The following is a 17,165-nucleotide window of genomic DNA, read 5'->3' as shown; positions in this document are numbered from 1 at the left end:
TGTTAAAAATGGGCTGAATAAGTTTATATCGGCTTATTCGATAAAACTATTAACGAAATATGTTAATAGTTTTATGCCGTTGTAAATGAACAAGGAGCGTTAAAACTGAGTATCTCTCCTGTTGTTGGATGCGCTAAACTCAAGTGTTGGGCGTGTAATTGTAACCTGGGGCTAGCCGATAATGCTTTATCATGGGCGTATAATCGATCACCCAGAATAGGGTGACCCAAGGCTAGCATATGGACGCGTAGTTGATGAGAACGACCCGTTATCGGTGTTAATTCAAGTAAGGTGCTATTGATACAACCCTCTACACTATTATCTAAATTATGCGCTAAACTGTGACCGACTGTTGAATTTTGCTCGCTGTAACTCAATACTTTGTAATGGGTTAGTGACTGCTTGCCATTTTCATGATCAACTTTTTGTTTAGGTCTATTAGGCCAATCACAAATGAGTGGCAAATTAACGCTACCTTCTTGCGCTTTTACATGCCCATACACTCGAGCAATGTAGCTTTTTTCAGTTTTTCTTTGTTCAAATTGTCGACTAATAAAAACATGTGCAGGTTTGTTGAGTGCCATAATAATAATACCTGACGTTGCCATATCCAAACGATGCACTACTGTGGCTGTAGGTAAAACACGCTGTACTCTGTTTTGTAAACAATCTTGATGCTCTGGCAATCGCCCAGGTACACTCAGTAGACCGCTACTTTTATTTAATACAACAATATCCTTATCTTGATAAACAATATCAAGATAAGGATTCATTGGAGGGGTATAGACAAACTCAGGATTGGCAGTCATTAATGCGTTACCACAATCATACGTATGGCTTCAAAGGTTAGCTGTGCTTTATCTATATAGTGAAGTAATTCGTTTTGCTGATGAGCTATAAAATCAATTTCAGCTTGTCTAACACTTGGATTAATGGCCTTTAAGGCGGTTAATCTTTGTTGTTCTTTTTCAAGCTTGGCTTGCATTGAGGTGGATGCTTTGGTTTGAATTGCTTTAATTTGCTGTTTACCGTGCTCTTCCGCTTTCGTTACTAATGGACCTATTTGTGATTTTAAAGCTTTAATTAATTGTAATGCCATTTGCTTTTTAACTGGGGTTAGTTGGTTATCTAAAACGGTCTCAGTGACTTTGTCGGCAAGGTTATTACCCACTTTATCAACTAAAATTCGAATAGGTGTTGTTGGTAGATAACGATTCAGTTGCAAATGTCTTGGAGCTGTTGCTTCGACAGTAAATAAACATTCTAGAAAGAAAGTGCCCACGGGTAAGGCTTCATTTTTTAATAATCCGATACTGGCATTACCAATCTCATCACTAAGCACTAAGTCCATAACGCCACGAACCATGGGGTGGTCCCAAGTGAGTAATTGATAATTCTCATTAATTAATGCTGTGTCACGATCAAAGGTAACGGTTGTACCATCTTCAGGTAAACAAGGAAAATTATTGTTAAGCATGTGTTCGCTTTGATTTAGTGCAATAGCATTGTCGGCTTTATCGTCTTGTTGAACACCAAAAACATCAAGTGCTTGAAACATAAATTGAGGTAAGTGTATTTGTCTGTCATTGCGAGCAATTTTCTCAACTAATGCTTGCGCGCGTCCTTGACCTGAGGAGTTTAGTTCGAGTAATTTATCGCGGCCAGATTCTAACTCTGCCTTTATTTGACAGTGTTTTTTCCAGGTTTCACTAATGAGTTCTTCTGCCTCACGTGACACCTGTTTGGGCACTTAAGGCTAACGATAATAATTGCTCACCATAAGTTTCATACACCACGCGACCAGTTACACAAGTGTGCTCAAATGCTTGTAACCCTTGTTTATACCAATCAAATAATAAAGCTTGTGCAGAATCTTCAAAATATGGCACGTGCAATCGTATTACTTCAGTTTGACCAATACGATCTAGACGTCCAATACGTTGTTCTAATAAGTCGGGATTACTGGGTAAATCAAATAATACTAAGTGGTGTGCAAACTGAAAGTTTCGTCCTTCGCTACCTATTTCCGAGCAAAGTAACAGCTGTGCACTGTTTTCATCTTGGGCAAAATAAGCCGCCGCTTTATCTCGTTCAAATATCGATAGCCCCTCGTGAAAGACTGCTGAGCGTATTCCTTCTTTTATACGTAGTACCGCTTCTAAATCAATGGCAGTTTGTGCATGGGCACAAATGACTAATACTTTTTCTTTTTTTAAAGATTTTAGTAAATCAATTAAATAATCTACTCTTGGATCAAACGTAGTCCATGCCTCAGCTTTATTATCTAAGCCATATAACATTTCAGGTGTAAAAACATACTTGGCTTGTGCTTTTTTTGCTAATCCTTCGGGGCAGTCGCTGAGCATAAACTCATTTAAAGCTTCTTGGTATTGCTCGGGCATTGTTAGTGCTGCTGAATGTGTTTCACGCGCAGGGAAGCCTTTGATGGAATTACGAGAGTTTCTAAATAAGATGCGACCTGTACCATGTCTATCGAGCAACTGAGAGACTAATTGCGATCGAATGTTTTCTTTTTGTTCATTATCTTTATCATTTAATTGTATTAGTTGTTGGCTAATATCAGACTCTTTGAGTAGGTCAGACAAGGTGCTTTCTTGACTACTTGATAATTTTATTCCTTCAAGTAATGCATTAGCAGCATCGGCTACTTCACTATAATGTGATTCTTCTTCGATAAATTTGTTATAATCAAAAAACCTGTCTGGATCGAGCAAACGTAAACGGGCGAAATGGCTTTCATGACCCAATTGATCAGGTGTTGCAGTTAGTAATAGTACACCAGGAATCACTTGCGCTAATTGATCAATACATTGATATTCAATACTTGGATTGTCTTGGCTATAATTTAAGTGGTGTGCTTCATCTACTACCATCAAGTCCCAGTCTTCATTAATTAGTTCGTCATACCATTGTGGGTTTTTAGTCACAAAGTTGAGGTTTACAAGTACTAATTGTTCGCTACTAAATGGGTTTGTATTATCATCACCACCACTTCCGCACAGCGTTCTTCATCAAAAATGCTAAAATTAAGGTTGAAACGTCGTAGCATTTCTACCACCATTGATGCATTAATGAATCTGGTACTATAATTAAGATACGTTTTGCTCGACCACTCACAAGTTGTTGATGAATGATTAGGCCGGCTTCAATAGTTTTACCTAAACCTACTTCATCAGCAAGTAACACTCGGGGCGCGAAACGGTTGCCTACTTCATCAGCAATATAAAGTTGATGAGGAATAAGGTTTACGCGCGCGCCTGTTAAGCCCATCAATTCAGATTGTTGCTGTTGATATTGGTGATTTATACAGCTTTTACGAAGGCTAAACCAATCAAGCCTATCTACTTGATTATTTAGTAAACGGTCGTGTGGTTTATTAAATTTAATAAAGTGATCAATCATCACTTCTTTTAGTGATATTGTTTCTTCAGATTCACTACCTTGCTTAACGCCGTGATAGGTAATAATGCCATTATCTTCAGTCATTGAGGTGACTTTTAATGTCCAACCTTCATGGCTTGGTATAGAGTCACCAGGATTAAAAATAACCCGTGTTAATGGGGCATTCGCTTTTGCATATTGTCTAGATTCACCCGTTGCGGTAAAAATAATAGTAACGAATCTGTGTTCTATATTGGTAACGGTTCCTAACCCTTGATCTGATTCACTATCACTTATCCAACGTTGACCTACCTGAAATGGCATAAAAAAACTCCAAACAACTTAAAAATTTAGGCGAAATTACGATGCTGAACACGCAGCACTGAAAAAAGGCGCTATATTACCTTTTCGCTGTAAATAATAATAGTTAGCTTTAGTAAAGATTAGCAATTTTTTCTTGTCATACTTTAAATAAACTGCCATTGTTAAATAGTAGGTGCTGATTCTGTACAGTAACGCTACGTTCTTATCATTATACTACTTTTGTCTGCATAGTATTAGGCCGGAGATGCTTATATGAGTGATGAAAAAACAATTTATATTCTCGACACCAATATCCTTCTGCACGAACCCTTCGCTTTTTTATCTTTTAAAGAGCATGACGTGGTTGTTCCTATGACAGTGTTAGAAGAATTAGACTCAATTAAAGATAGACGAAAAGATGTTAGTAGAGATGCAAGGGTTGCTATTCGAGCACTTGAGGATACTCTTTCTGATGCGACCCCAGAGGAGGTATTAGCAGGTGTAAAATTGCCACAAAATGATGAACAACACCCCGCCGGTCATTTATCTATTATTAATGACTACAGTTTAAAGCAAACTGCACAAGTATTGTCTTTTAATGAAAATGATAATCGAATTATTAATGCGGCTTTGCATATCCAAAAAGAAAATCCCACCAGTAAAATAGTTTTGGTGACTAAAGATATTAACATGCGTTTAAAAGCAAAGGGAGCAGGCTTAGCGCATGTAGAAGATTACAGAACAGACCAACTTATTGATGATATTCAATTTTTAACTAAAGGTTATCATCAGTTTGAAGGGGATTTTTGGCAGCATGTTAAGGTTTGCGATACGCAAACTGAAGGAAGAAATACCACTCATATTGTGGATAAAAGCTCAGTGCCGTTATGTTATATGAATGAATACCTTATTGATGAAAGTGAAACCTTTCTTTGGGAAAGTTACTGGTTGGAGTGACGAGCAAGTGTCCATTTTGGATTTAGGTCGTGAACGATTACTCGGAAAAACAGCTTGGGGTATTCATCCTAAAAATATTTACCAAGGCATGGCTATGGATGCTTTGCTTGACCCAACCATTGATTTAGTTATTTTAACCGGTCCTGCGGGGTGTGGTAAAACCTTATTGGCACTTGCTACAGCTTTAGAGCAAGTAGTAGAAAGTGGCTTGTATGATAAAATCATCGTGACACGTAGTACACCTGAAATAGCTGAATCTATTGGCTTTTTGCCAGGAACCGAAGAAGAAAAAATGGCGCCATGGTGGCGGCTATCACTGATTCCTTAGAAGTATTACATAAGCAAGATGAGAGTATGTCAGGCAGTTTAGACTATATTATGGATAAGGCGAATATTCAGTTTAAGTCGGTTAACTTCATGCGTGGGCGTAGTATTCAAAATGCATTAGTACTGTTAGATGAATGTCAAAACTTAACGGCATCACAACTTAAAACGATTATAACGCGCTGTGGTGAAGGCACTAAACTAGTGTGTTCAGGCAACTTAGCACAAATTGATAGTAATTATTTAACCGCGGTGACATCGGGGTTAACTTATATTGTTGAACGATTCAAAGATTTTCCAGGGAGTGCAACTGTTAACCTTAATGGTGTTGTACGAAGCCGATTAGCCTCGTTTGCTGAGGAAAACTTATAAAGGGTTTGTGTAATAAGTCAGTGTGTGACGAGCACTAAATTAATAATATTTAACAGAAGCTATATCATTATGAAAATACTTAATTACAGCGTTATCTTTTTGTCTTTATTCGGTTTTATACTAGGTACTACTGTTGCTTCTGCGGCAACAGTAGAAGTTACATGGACCGATTATGATAAATACCGGGATATTGACCCTGGGGAAGGGCACAGAAAACACTTTCGTGAAAATACCTTTCAAAGCTTTGAAAAACACTTTAGTAAACTTGCGACAAAGCTTCCTGAGGGGCAGGTATTAAAAATTGAGGTAACGGATATAGATTTAGCCGGTGATACTCATGATGCTTGGTATCAGTCGGTTACGTATTATCAGAGATATTTACTTTCCTCGTATGAACTTTTCCTATCAATTAATTGATGCCAATGGCAGTGTCATGCTTACTGATGATGTGATCCTAAAAGATATGAGTTTTATGATGGGGGCATCGTTGAGATACCGTCAAGAATCCCTCGGTTATGAAAAGAAGATGCTTGATGATTGGTTTTTTGACACGTTTAAAGAGCAACTTGTTAAGAATAAAGAATAAAGAATAAAGAATAAAGAATAAAGAATAAAGAATAAACTCTGTTAAGTACCAAATTAATTTTGACGGTAGCGGCCTTGCAACAATCATGTTTTATTTAGCATGTTATGTTGCACACTACTCACGAAAGGCTGTCAGTTAAAGATTCAATAACGCCGCATTTCTGAGCTGAATAACCGGCTAATTGATAAACTTTGTTATGAAATTCAGCACTTCGTATTTGTTCTAGAAAGTGAATTAATGCGGGTTGTTCTAAACTGCGCTCATGACAAATCATTAAATAATGTTCACTGGCTACTTCAATGAATTCAAGGTTAAAGTGTTTTGCCGCCGCCTTTACACCAAAACCTACGTCTGCCATACCTGCAGCAACATAAGCTGCGACAGCTGAATGAGTAAACTCCTCATCTTGATACCCATCTATTTCATTAGTCATGATGTTTTGATCACTGAGTAATTGATCTAGTAGCGCTCGTGTACCTGAATCTTTGTGTCTATTAATAAATTTAATACCGCTTTTGCTCAAGTCATTGATATTGCGTATCGATTTTGGATTTAATGGAGCAACCATTAATCCTTGCTGACGAGTAATAAAACGAATGATTTTGTAACTATCCTTATTATTTTGTTTTTTAAGGTGATGGCTATAGCGCTCAATTACCGATTCAGTAGGTATGTTAGCGGGAATGTGTATACCGGCAAGATCGCAGGCATTGCGACTTAAAGCAGAAAGTGCGTCGTGTGAGCTTTTATATTGCAGGTCTAATTGGAAGTTTTTGGCGAACGCCGGCAAGAGTGCAACGGCGTAACCATGACTTGCGTGTAGACGTAAAACAGGAGTTAAATCAGCCATTTCCTTATGAATTTCAATATTTAACTCTGATGCTAGGTTTTCCATTTGCGGTTGTAATCTTGCTGCGACCCTTTGTTCAGCCCACAATAATTTTTCACCTAGCGGGGTGACCGTGGCACCTCGACCTTTTTCTAATATCACTAGTTTATTTCCAAAAAACAATGTTGCCTGTTCTAGAAGATTCCACCATGTCGATAAGAAATATTTGCGAACTTTGCTGCAGCGGTTAACTTTCCTGTTTTTTTGATTCCGTTAAGCAAAGGGAATAACTGAGCGTTAAGTTTATTGCCTGCGTCATCATGAAATGACCAAGCAGGGCTGATATGAATACGTTTAGTCATGGTGCTTCTTGTCCCTTGTTTTAGATCGATGTTTTTTGTTTAGCCCACATTGATAAATAATTATCTAGTTTATTCTTTAAATATATAGGAATTAAAGTTCATATTTAGGTGGCTATAAAGCTATGTTATTCTGGATTTTTAAGTTTAACATATAAAATTTAAATAGGTAGTTTTGTGCATATATTGTTACTGTATGTACACCATTATCAAAACTGTTGCCAGTGATGTAATTTAGTTGGCGGTTGTTTTGGAATAAATTTATCTATACTGAGTTAATGACAAAAAACATACAGAGCCCCTTATGAACAAACAATTTCATTCAGCCTCTTGGCAAACTAGTGACGTGGCCAAGATAGTCGAAGCGATGCGGGATAAACCAGGTGCATTGTTACCTATTTTACATGCGGTACAGGACAAAATAGGTTATATCCCTCCTGAGTCATTGCCTTTCTTTGGCGGATGGTTTAAACCTTTCTAGAGCTGAAGTACATGGTGTAGTGAGTTTCTACCATTATTTCCGTTCAACACCTGCGGGCAATCACACTATTCAGATTTGCAGAGCGGAGTCTTGCCAGGCTATGGGAAGTAGGGGGCTAGAGGCTCATGCTAAAAAAGTGTTGAATATTGATTATCAACAAACCACGGCTGATGGTGATATTACCCTAGAGCCAGTATATTGCTTAGGTAATTGCGCGTGTTCTCCTGCCATACGCATTGGTGATGAAGTGCATGGTCATGTCGATATAGCTAAATTTGAGCAATTGCTTTCTTCGCTTCGTACGCAAGTTGTGGAGGTGAAATAAAATGAGTTCAGTATCTATACCTAGAAATACGTCAAAAAATGCCTCTATGCATACCTTATATATTCCCAGAGATACCACGGCACTATCGTTAGGCTCTGATAAAGTAGCCAATATTATTCAACATTTAGCGGATAAAAATAACTTACCCCTGCATATCGTGCGTAATGGGTCTCGGGGTTTATATTGGTTAGAACCCATGATAGAAATACAAACGGAACGAGGACGAGTGGCCTATGGGCCTGTGAAGGCTGATGATGTTGAAGATTTTATAGAATCTTTATGTTGGCAGGAAAATGAAGGGCACCCACTTTATCTGGGGTTGACTGAAGAAATACCCTATTTGAAAAAACAACAAAGGCTAACTTTTTCACGAGTAGGTATTATTGATCCCCTTTGCATTGATGACTATTGCGAGCATGGTGGATTTTTAGGGCTAAAACAAGCATTACTGGATTCTGCTCAGCAAATTGTGTCTACGGTAACTGACTCTGGTTTACGTGGACGAGGAGGTGCAGCTTTTCCTACGGGTATTAAATGGCAAACAGTGTTAAATGCGTCTGCGGATCAAAAGTATATAGTGTGTAATGCAGATGAAGGTGATTCAGGTACTTATGCTGATCGCATGATTATGGAGAGTGATCCCTTTTGCTTGCTTGAGGGAATGATCATTGCCGGTTTAGCCGTTGGTGCAACAGTAGGATTTATCTATTTACGTGAAGAATATCCGCTAGCACACGAGGTGTTAAATAAAGCGATTGAACTTGCCACTAACGAAAACTATCTTGGGAAAAATATTCAAGGTAGCAGTAAAGAATTTACTATCGAAGTGCGACTAGGGGTCAGGGCTTATATTTGTGGTGAAGAAACCGCTTTGATGGAAAGCATTGAAGGTAAACGAGGTATGGTTAGGGCTAAGCCTCCGCTACCCGCTATTAATGGTCTTTGGCAAAAACCTACAGTCATCAATAATGTTATTTCGCTCGCATCTGTACCTATTATTTTAGCTAAAGGTGCAAATTATTATCAGGATTTTGGTATGGGAAGATCACGAGGTACCCTACCATTTCAATTGGCAGGAAACATCAAACAAGCCGGCTTAGTTGAATTAGCTTTTGGCCCTTCACTGCATAGTTTACTGAAAGATTTTGGCGGGGGTACTCGTACCGGTAAACCGATAAAAAGTGTGCAAGTTGGTGGGCCTTTAGGAGCTTATTTACCCGAAAGCCAATGGCATACAGCCTTAGATTATGAAGCCTTTACTAGCATTAATGCAGTACTTGGTCATGGGGGGATAGTTGCTTTCGATAATAGCGTAGATATGGCCGAGCAGGCGCGTTTTTCTATGGAATTTTGCGCGGAAGAGTCATGTGGAAAATGTACGCCTTGCCGTATTGGCTCAACTCGTGGTATCGAGGTGATCGATAAAATTCTATCTACAAACAAGGATTCGGCTCTTTTTGAAGAAAATTTCACACTTTTGGAAGACTTATGCGAAACCATGACGTATGGCTCATTATGTGCGATGGGGGGCATGACTCCTTTTCCTGTGATGAGTGCGTTAAAATATTTTCCTGAAGATTTTATTTCTTCACACAAGGTTTAAGAGGGCGTTACCATGTTGCAATACTTCGATCCTAAAAAAGAGAGTAATCCCAATAAAGACTATGGAACGCCGTCAGCAGGCGTAAATTTTGCTACGGATAACTCAGCTGAATTGATCAACATCACTATTGATGGTCAAAACATAGCGGTGCCTGAAGGTACTTCTATTATGCGCGCAGCAGCTTTGGCAGACATTAACATTCCTAAACTATGTGCTACAGATTCAATTGAAGCGTTTGGTTCTTGTCGTGTTTGTTTAGTTGAGATAGAAGGCCGGAGAGGTTTTCCTGCTTCTTGTACTACACCAGTAGAAGAGGGCTTAGTTGTAAAAACGCAAAACCAGAAAATAGCCAAAATACGCCGTAATGTGGTGGAGCTTTATATTTCTGATCACCCATTAGATTGTTTAACCTGTGCTGCTAACGGTGATTGTGAATTACAAGATGTTACCGGACAAGTCGGCTTAAGAGATGTGCGTTATGGTTTTGAAGGTAAAAATCATTTGACAGCAGAAAAAGATACCGGAATCCATATTTTACTTTTGAGCCCAGTAAATGCATTGTTTGCTCGCGTTGCGTACGAGCTTGTGAAGAAGTACAGGGCACTTTCGCGCTTACAGTTGAGGGGCGTGGTTTTGATTCTAAGGTGACGGCAGGGCAAGCTGAAAATTTTATGGATTCTGAATGTGTTTCATGTGGGGCATGTGTGCAAGCATGCCCAACATCCACCTTGATGGAAAATTCGGTCATTGAAAAAGGTCAACCGATGAGTAGTGTTGTTACAACATGTGCTTATTGTGGCGTTGGCTGTGCATTTAAAGCTGAGTTAAAAGGGGACGAAGTCGTTCGCATGGTGCCTTATAAAGGGGGAGGCGAATAGAGGACATTCTTGTGTTAAAGGCCGATTCGCTTTTGGTTATGCAACTCACGCAGAGCGCGTCACCACACCAATGATCCGAGACAGCATTGATGATGCATGGAAAAAAGTATCTTGGAACGAAGCGGTCAACTTTGCCGCCACTAAAATTAAATCAATTCAGCAACAATATGGTAAAAACAGTGTTGGTGGTATTACTTCATCACGTTGTACTAACGAGGAAACTTACTTAGTGCAAAAATTGGTCAGGGCGGCATTTGGTAATAATAATGTTGATACCTGCGCAAGGGTTTGTCATTCACCTACGGGATACGGGTTAAAAACCACCATAGGAGAGTCTGCGGGAACACAAACATTTGACTCAGTCGAAAAAGCCGATGTAGTCATGGTCGTTGGGGCTAATCCAACAGATGCACACCCAGTATTTGCGTCGAGATTGAAAAAGCGTTTGCGTGAAGGAGCTAAATTGATTGTGGTAGATCCGCGCCGTATTGATTTAGTGAAAAGCCCGCATGTTGAAACACATCATCATTTGAAGTTACGACCAGGTACCAATGTCGCTTTTATTAATGCTATGGCGCATGTCATTATTACTGAAAATTTACATGCTCAAACGTACATTGAAGAACGCTGTGAATTGGAGGCTTTTGAGCGTTGGAAAGCTTTTATTTGTCAAGAGCATAATTCCCCAGAGGCTATGGCAGATGTTACAGGTATACCGGCAGAAGAGTTAAGAGCATCGGCAAGGTTATATGCAAAAGCCAATAATGGTGCAATATATTATGGCTTGGGTGTTACTGAGCATAGTCAAGGGTCGACTATGGTTATGGGAATTGCTAATCTAGCGATGCTGACGGGGAATATTGGCAGAGACGGCGTTGGGATTAATCCTTTACGGGGACAAAATAATGTTCAAGGCTCTTGTGACATGGGATCCTTTCCTCATGAACTACCGGGTTATCGCCATGTTTCAGATGACGCTGTACGTCAACAATTTGAACAACATTGGCAGGTCGAAATCGATAATAAGCCAGGATTACGTATACCTAATATGTTAGATGCCGCTGTGGCGGGAAGCTATAAAGGGTTATATTGTCAAGGAGAAGACATTGCTCAATCTGATCCTAATACTCATCATGTACAAGCTGCGCTGCGTAATTTGGATTGTTTAATAGTTCAGGATCTATTCCTGAATGAAACAGCTAAATACGCCCATGTGTTTTTACCTGGCGCCTCGTTTTTAGAGAAAGATGGCACCTTTACTAATGCTGAGCGACGAATTTCGCCGGTAAGAAAAGTGATGGCGCCATTAGGTGGCAAAGCCGATTGGGAAGGCACTATGGCTCTATCAAATGCGTTAGGTTATGAAATGAAATATAACCACCCGTCTGAAATTATGGATGAAATAGCTGCATTAACACCAACCTTTAGCGGAGTAAACTATCAGCGCCTTGATGAGGAAGGATCTTTACAGTGGCCTTGCAATGAACAAGCACCCAATGGTACGCCAATAATGCACGTAGAGGGTTTTGTACGTGGTAAAGGTTTATTTGTGCTAACTGAATATGTGGCTACTTCTGAAAAAGTGAATAAACATTTTCCCTTTTTGCTAACGACAGGACGTATTTTATCCCAATACAATGTTGGTGCACAAACTCGACGAACAGCTAATCATGATTGGCATGATAAAGATATTCTCGAAGTTCATCCTCATGATGCAGAAGATCGCGGTATTAACAACGGTGATTTAGTACAAGTAAAAAGCCGGGTGAGAGACAGCGTTAACTGTCCAATTATCCGATCGAGTACAACCAGGAGTGGTTTATACCACGTTCCATCACCCCGAAAGTGGTGCTAATGTCGTCACCACTGACAATTCAGATTGGGCTACCAATTGCCCTGAATATAAAGTAACCGCGGTGCAAATTACTAAAGTTACTGAGAAGTCAAACTGGCAGCATGCTCATAAGTCGTTTACAGAGACACAAATTGATTTTGTAAATAAGGCTGATGCCTAAAAATACAAAGTAAATAACTGAAATGGAGTGAGTGTTGAATAATACAATAGTGGGGCCTGTTAAAGAGCAATTAGGCTTAGTAAAGCAAAATGTTAACGTATGGCAAAACAATGCCGTCGATCGTTGTGCTGACTTAATTGCCCAAGAAGTTGCTGTGGCCTTGGTTTACAATGGTATTTCTCATGCTGTGATGATGGTAAGTCCAACGGCATTGGAAAACTTTGCTATAGGCTTTAGCTTAACTGAAGGCATTATTAATCGCACTGATGAGATATATGCTATTGATATTATTGAACAAGAAAAAGGTATTGAAATAGCTTTAACTATATCCAGTCGGCGTTTTATTCAGTTAAAAGGCCGTCGTCGAAGTTTAACAGGAAGAACGGGGTGTGGCATTTGTGGTGCAGAATCGTTAGAGCAAGTTAAGGTGCCATTAGAGTCAGTGGTTAGTAATTTTACTATCGAACATGCAGCCATCAATCAGGCTACCGTTAATTTGGCAAGGCACCAACCTTTACAAAAATTAACAGGAGCGGTTCATGGTGCTACTTGGTGCGATATAGATGGCAATGTTATCCACGTCTGTGAAGATGTGGGTCGTCACAATGCTCTGGATAAACTCATTGGTTTGCTGTGGTCTGATCATGTGTTACGTCAGCCTGGCTTTCTATTAATATCAAGTCGCGCTAGTTACGAAATTGTACAAAAAGCAGCAAAAGCGGGAATTGCTATTATCGCGGCTGTATCAGCACCAACAACATTAGCGATAAATATTGCCGATGAAACAGGTATTACTCTGATCGGTTTTTCACGACAAAATAGGCATGTTGTTTATAGCCATGCCTATCGATTAAAAAAAGAGAAATAAATAATGTCATGCGCAGAATTAAATAATTTAATAAAAATGATTAACCATATTGCCGAACATATTGCTATAGGTGAAAATGAAGCCGTAATAGTTCCTAAAGTGGTTGTGCATATCCGTAATTTTTGGGCACCGTCTATGACAGATAAAATTATTGATTATGCTACTTGTGATGGTAAATTACTCAATACCATCTCGAAACTTGCCGTTCACAGCTTAAAGGCGGCTGAACTTCAAAAATAAAAACCAATTTTATTTTTAACTTAAATTTCCTTTCAACTTATAAGAAAGAGAAAATCGAGTTCATTGGTCATTTGAGCGTTGCTGCTGAAGAAAATCATAAAAAGCATTTACTAGCGGGTCATAATAATAATGCTCAGATTGAATAATAGATAGCTGACGGTTTAAATTTAAAGGGCTTGGCAGCACTTTAAATATACCAAGCGCTAATTCTTGTTGAATGGATAATAAGGATAATACTCCTAAACCCAAGTTAGCTTTAACGGCTTGCTTTATTGCTTCTTGTCTTGCTAAGTCCATGCTGTGACTTATTATACCTCCTTGTTGTTGCATCGCATTAACGAACACAGTGCGTGTGCCAGAGCCGTGTTCACGTAATATCCGGCGTTGTTTTGACATATCTTCAATCGTTAATTTATTTTGAGTGGCTAGGCTATTGTCGGCGGCGCAAAAAATTGCAAGTTCATCACTACGCCAAGGAGATAAATGTAGCGATTGATGCGAAATAGGGGCTTCAATTAAACCTATATGAGCCTGTCCGGCCATAAGCTTATCTGTTACGAAGTCAGAGTTACTAATGGCGAGTTTAGGCTCTACTCGTGGATGTTTTGCTATAAATGAAGCTAAAATCTGAGGCATAACATAAGAGCCGATGGTAACACTGGCAGCTACTTTCAATTCTCCTTGTAACTCAACCGTGGTTGGTTGCTGAATTTGGGTTTGTAATGCGAGCATTTGTGTCGCTTTACTTAGCAATGCTTGCCCGTGATCATTGATTACTAACTTACGACCATAACGTGTAAATAGCGGGTGACCCAAGGTATTCTCTAACTCTTTTAGCGACTGACTCGCGGCAGATTGTGTCATAGAAAGTGCTTGGGCCGCTTTTGTGATGCCACTGAGTCTTGCTGTGGTGGTAAATACAGATAACTGCTTTAATGTTATATTCATGTGCGATTTATAACGTTCTAATCTAGCGCTTATTAATAATGTTAATATAGCATAGTAAACGTATTAGATTTATTTAGTTAGCTTAATGTATTACATGATTCATGAATTAATTCGTTAATTTAAACCAGACAACTGAAACAGTAATATTCCGCCGATGCCGATAAACATTACGTTATAACATAGTCAAGTTGATATCATTTCTGCTACAGTGTTAATTGTTTGTAAAATAATTGTTTATATCTTTGTCTTATTTAAATAATAATAAGTCAATAGTTATTGTAAACACGATTCAATTAATTCAGCGAGTAATGGAATGAAGAATAAGATCATTTTATCCAGTACTATAGTTACTGGTGTGTTAATAGCCTCTATATTAACAGCGTGTTCAGGGCATAGCCCTGAGTCAAATGTTGCAGCTATTGCAGCCAATTCAAAAGGTATAAATGTGAATTACCCCATAACAAAAAAAGGCGATATTGTTGATACATACTTTGGTACTCAAGTTGCTGACCCTTATCGTTGGTTAGAAGATGATCGTAGTGAAGAAACGGGTGAATGGGTAAAAACGCAAAATGAATTAACCTTTGATTATTTAAAGCAGATCCCTTATCGCGAACGATTGAAATCACGTTTAGGAGAATTATGGAACTATGAAAAAATAGGCGCGCCTTTTAAAGAAGGTGATTATACCTATTTTTACAAAAACGATGGTTTACAAAATCAATACGTTGTTTATCGTCAAAAAGACGGTGGCGAAGTAGAGTTGTTTTTAGATCCGAATACTTTCAGTGAAGACGGTACGACTTCAATGGGGCAATTAAGTTTTTCTAAAGATGGTTCTATTGCCGCTTATGCGATTTCAGAAGGCGGTAGTGACTGGCGTAAAATTATCATTGTTGATGCAGCCACCAAAAAAGTGCTTGAAACACCGTTAATTGATGTAAAGTTCTCAGGTATTTCGTGGTATAAAAATGAAGGCTTTTACTACTCTAGTTATGACAAACCCAAAGGGAGTGAACTCTCTGCCAAAACAGACCAACATAAGCTGTATTATCATCAATTAGGGCAAGCACAAAAAAACGACAAGGTCATTTTTGGGGCTACTGCGCAAGAAAAACATCGGTATGTGAGTGGTAGCGTGACCGAAGATAACCGTTATTTAATCATTTCAGGTGCGGTATCTACTTCTGGCAATAAGTTGTTTTTAAAAGACCTAACTAAACCTAATAGCCCGTTAGTTACCATTGTAGATGATTTTTTAGGTGACACCTACGTGATAGACAACGAAGGCGACACTCTGTTTTTAGTAACAAATATTGATGCGCCCAACCAAAAAGTGGTTACCGTTAATGGGAAATCTCCTGCACGTCAAAATTGGATAGACTTGATTCCTGAAACAGACAACGTATTGAGTGTTTCAAAAGGAGGAGGTTACTTCTTTACAGAATATATGATTGATGCCATATCTAAAGTGTATCAATATGATTATCAAGGCAAAAAAATACGTGAAATTGCACTGCCAGACGTAGGCAGTGCGAGTGATTTTTCAGGTAAGAAAAATGATAGTATCTTGTATTATTCATTTAGCAACTATAAAACACCTGATACGATTTACCGTTACAATTTAGACGAGGGTAAAAGTAACGTTTATCAAAAATCAGGTGCTAAATTTGACAGTAATGCCTTTGAATCTAAACAAGTATTTTATACCTCAAAAGACGGTACTCAAGTACCTATGATTATTACCTATAAAAAAGGCCTTAAGCTGAATGGTAAAAATCCAACATTATTATATGCCTATGGTGGTTTTAATATCAGTTTAACCCCATCGTTTAGTGTGACTCGTGCTGTGTGGATGGAGCAAGGAGGCATTTACGCGGTTGCTAACTTACGTGGCGGTGGTGAGTACGGTAAAAAATGGCATGACGCAGGAACACAATTAAATAAACAAAATGTGTTTGATGATTTTATTGCTGCAGGCGAATACTTGATTGAGCAAAATTATACTTCGAGCGAATATCTTGCTGTGCAAGGTGGCTCTAATGGTGGCTTGTTGGTTGGCGCAGTAATGACGCAACGTCCTGATTTAATGCAAGTAGCATTACCGGCTGTTGGGGTTTTAGATATGCTTCGTTATCATACCTTTACTGCGGGTGCAGGTTGGGCATACGATTATGGTACAGCTGAGCAAAGTGAAGAAATGTTTAATTATTTGCAAGCCTATTCACCCGTGCATAACGTTAAATCAGGCGTTAGCTATCCTGCGACTATGATAACAACAGGTGATCATGATGATCGCGTTGTACCTGCTCATTCGTTTAAATTTGCGGCTCAATTGCAAGCTAAGCAGGCCGGCACTGCACCCACGTTAATTCGAATTGAAACAAATGGTGGTCATGGGGCGGGTACGCCCGTTTCTAAAACGATCGATCTTTACGCAGACCTATTTGCTTTTACACTCTTCAATATGGGATTTGACAAACTACCAGAGTAATAAAACCCTTCAGTAATAGATGCCCAAGCATGACTTGGGCTTTACAGTATGTTAAACCCGACACTTACGTATTAGTGCATAGGTTTATAAGTACAAATACTAATGAGTGATTATAAAAAGGTTATAATTACACATAAGTTTTTTTAATGTATTAAATTAAAAACATCCATTATATTTATTT

General features: G+C 38.9%; 12 protein-coding genes and 4 pseudogenes. 11 read left to right on the top strand and 5 right to left on the bottom strand.

Going from position 1 to position 17,165, the window contains the following annotated elements; all coding sequences use genetic code 11:
• Window positions 1-71: 71 nt before the first annotated feature.
• Window positions 72-809: a pseudouridine synthase gene (locus L3081_RS18015; protein ID WP_242287433.1), complete on the bottom strand. Its 738-nt coding sequence runs from the start codon at window positions 807-809 to the stop codon at window positions 72-74.
• Window positions 809-3,726 (bottom strand): annotated as a pseudogene (gene rapA / locus L3081_RS18010) (RNA polymerase-associated protein RapA). The gene L3081_RS18015 and the pseudogene rapA overlap by 1 nt, the downstream one beginning before the upstream one ends.
• Before the next feature lie 252 nt (window positions 3,727-3,978).
• Here rapA and L3081_RS18005 point away from each other — a divergent pair.
• A pseudogene (locus tag L3081_RS18005) lies at window positions 3,979-5,358 on the top strand (PhoH family protein).
• Window positions 5,359-5,427: 69 nt separating this feature from the next.
• A pseudogene (locus L3081_RS18000) lies at window positions 5,428-5,944 on the top strand (DUF3016 domain-containing protein).
• A 118-nt stretch (window positions 5,945-6,062) separates the two neighbouring features.
• Here the strand turns inward: L3081_RS18000 and L3081_RS17990 are convergent.
• Window positions 6,063-6,935 carry a substrate-binding domain-containing protein gene (locus L3081_RS17990; protein ID WP_242287427.1) on the bottom strand — a complete coding sequence of 291 codons (873 nt, stop codon included), beginning with the start codon at window positions 6,933-6,935 and terminating at the stop codon, window positions 6,063-6,065.
• Window positions 6,936-6,967: 32 nt separating this feature from the next.
• Window positions 6,968-7,135 carry a hypothetical protein gene (locus L3081_RS17985; protein WP_242287425.1) on the bottom strand — a complete coding sequence of 56 codons (168 nt, stop codon included), beginning with the start codon at window positions 7,133-7,135 and terminating at the stop codon, window positions 6,968-6,970.
• A 343-nt stretch (window positions 7,136-7,478) separates the two neighbouring features.
• Between L3081_RS17985 and L3081_RS27190 the strand changes: the two genes are divergently transcribed.
• From L3081_RS27190 to L3081_RS17945, 8 genes and pseudogenes are all read left to right on the top strand, one after another.
• Complete coding sequence (locus tag L3081_RS27190; RefSeq protein WP_274620607.1) at window positions 7,479-7,613, top strand: thioredoxin domain-containing protein; 135 nt, start codon at window positions 7,479-7,481, stop codon at window positions 7,611-7,613.
• Window positions 7,588-7,938: an NAD(P)H-dependent oxidoreductase subunit E gene (locus L3081_RS17980; protein WP_242287423.1), complete on the top strand. Its 351-nt coding sequence runs from the start codon at window positions 7,588-7,590 to the stop codon at window positions 7,936-7,938. The genes L3081_RS27190 and L3081_RS17980 overlap by 26 nt, the downstream gene beginning before the upstream one ends.
• A 1-nt stretch (window position 7,939) precedes the next feature.
• Window positions 7,940-9,541, top strand: a complete 1,602-nt coding sequence (locus L3081_RS17975; protein ID WP_242287422.1) for a formate dehydrogenase beta subunit — start codon at window positions 7,940-7,942, stop codon at window positions 9,539-9,541.
• A gap of 12 nt (window positions 9,542-9,553) precedes the next feature.
• Window positions 9,554-10,189, top strand: coding sequence for a 2Fe-2S iron-sulfur cluster-binding protein (locus L3081_RS28535; protein WP_242287420.1), 636 nt, complete (start codon window positions 9,554-9,556; stop codon window positions 10,187-10,189).
• Window positions 10,099-10,419, top strand: coding sequence for a 4Fe-4S dicluster domain-containing protein (locus L3081_RS28530; protein ID WP_242287601.1), 321 nt, complete (start codon window positions 10,099-10,101; stop codon window positions 10,417-10,419). Before L3081_RS28535 ends, L3081_RS28530 begins: the two co-directional genes overlap by 91 nt.
• Window positions 10,400-12,434 (top strand): annotated as a pseudogene (gene fdhF / locus L3081_RS17960) (formate dehydrogenase subunit alpha). Before L3081_RS28530 ends, fdhF begins: the two are co-directional and overlap by 20 nt.
• Before the next feature lie 34 nt (window positions 12,435-12,468).
• Complete coding sequence (gene fdhD / locus L3081_RS17950) at window positions 12,469-13,302, top strand: formate dehydrogenase accessory sulfurtransferase FdhD (RefSeq protein ID WP_242287416.1); 834 nt, start codon at window positions 12,469-12,471, stop codon at window positions 13,300-13,302.
• 3 nt (window positions 13,303-13,305) lie between these two features.
• Window positions 13,306-13,542: a formate dehydrogenase subunit delta gene (locus tag L3081_RS17945; protein ID WP_242287414.1), complete on the top strand. Its 237-nt coding sequence runs from the start codon at window positions 13,306-13,308 to the stop codon at window positions 13,540-13,542.
• A gap of 60 nt (window positions 13,543-13,602) precedes the next feature.
• Here L3081_RS17945 and L3081_RS17940 read toward each other — a convergent pair whose 3' ends face one another.
• On the bottom strand, window positions 13,603-14,490 hold the full coding sequence (locus L3081_RS17940) for a LysR substrate-binding domain-containing protein (protein WP_242287412.1): 888 nt from the start codon (window positions 14,488-14,490) through the stop codon (window positions 13,603-13,605).
• Between the two features lie 313 nt (window positions 14,491-14,803).
• On the opposite strand from L3081_RS17940, the gene L3081_RS17935 reads away from it, so the two are divergent.
• The gene (locus L3081_RS17935) at window positions 14,804-16,984 is read left to right on the top strand and encodes a prolyl oligopeptidase family serine peptidase (RefSeq protein ID WP_242287410.1); all 2,181 of its coding nucleotides are present in this window, start codon (window positions 14,804-14,806) and stop codon (window positions 16,982-16,984) included.
• Window positions 16,985-17,165 lie beyond the last annotated feature (181 nt).

Source organism: Colwellia maritima, assembly GCF_022669015.1.
Taxonomy (GTDB): Bacteria; Pseudomonadota; Gammaproteobacteria; order Enterobacterales; family Alteromonadaceae; genus Colwellia; species Colwellia maritima.
This window is presented reverse-complemented; position numbering and strand designations above follow the sequence as displayed.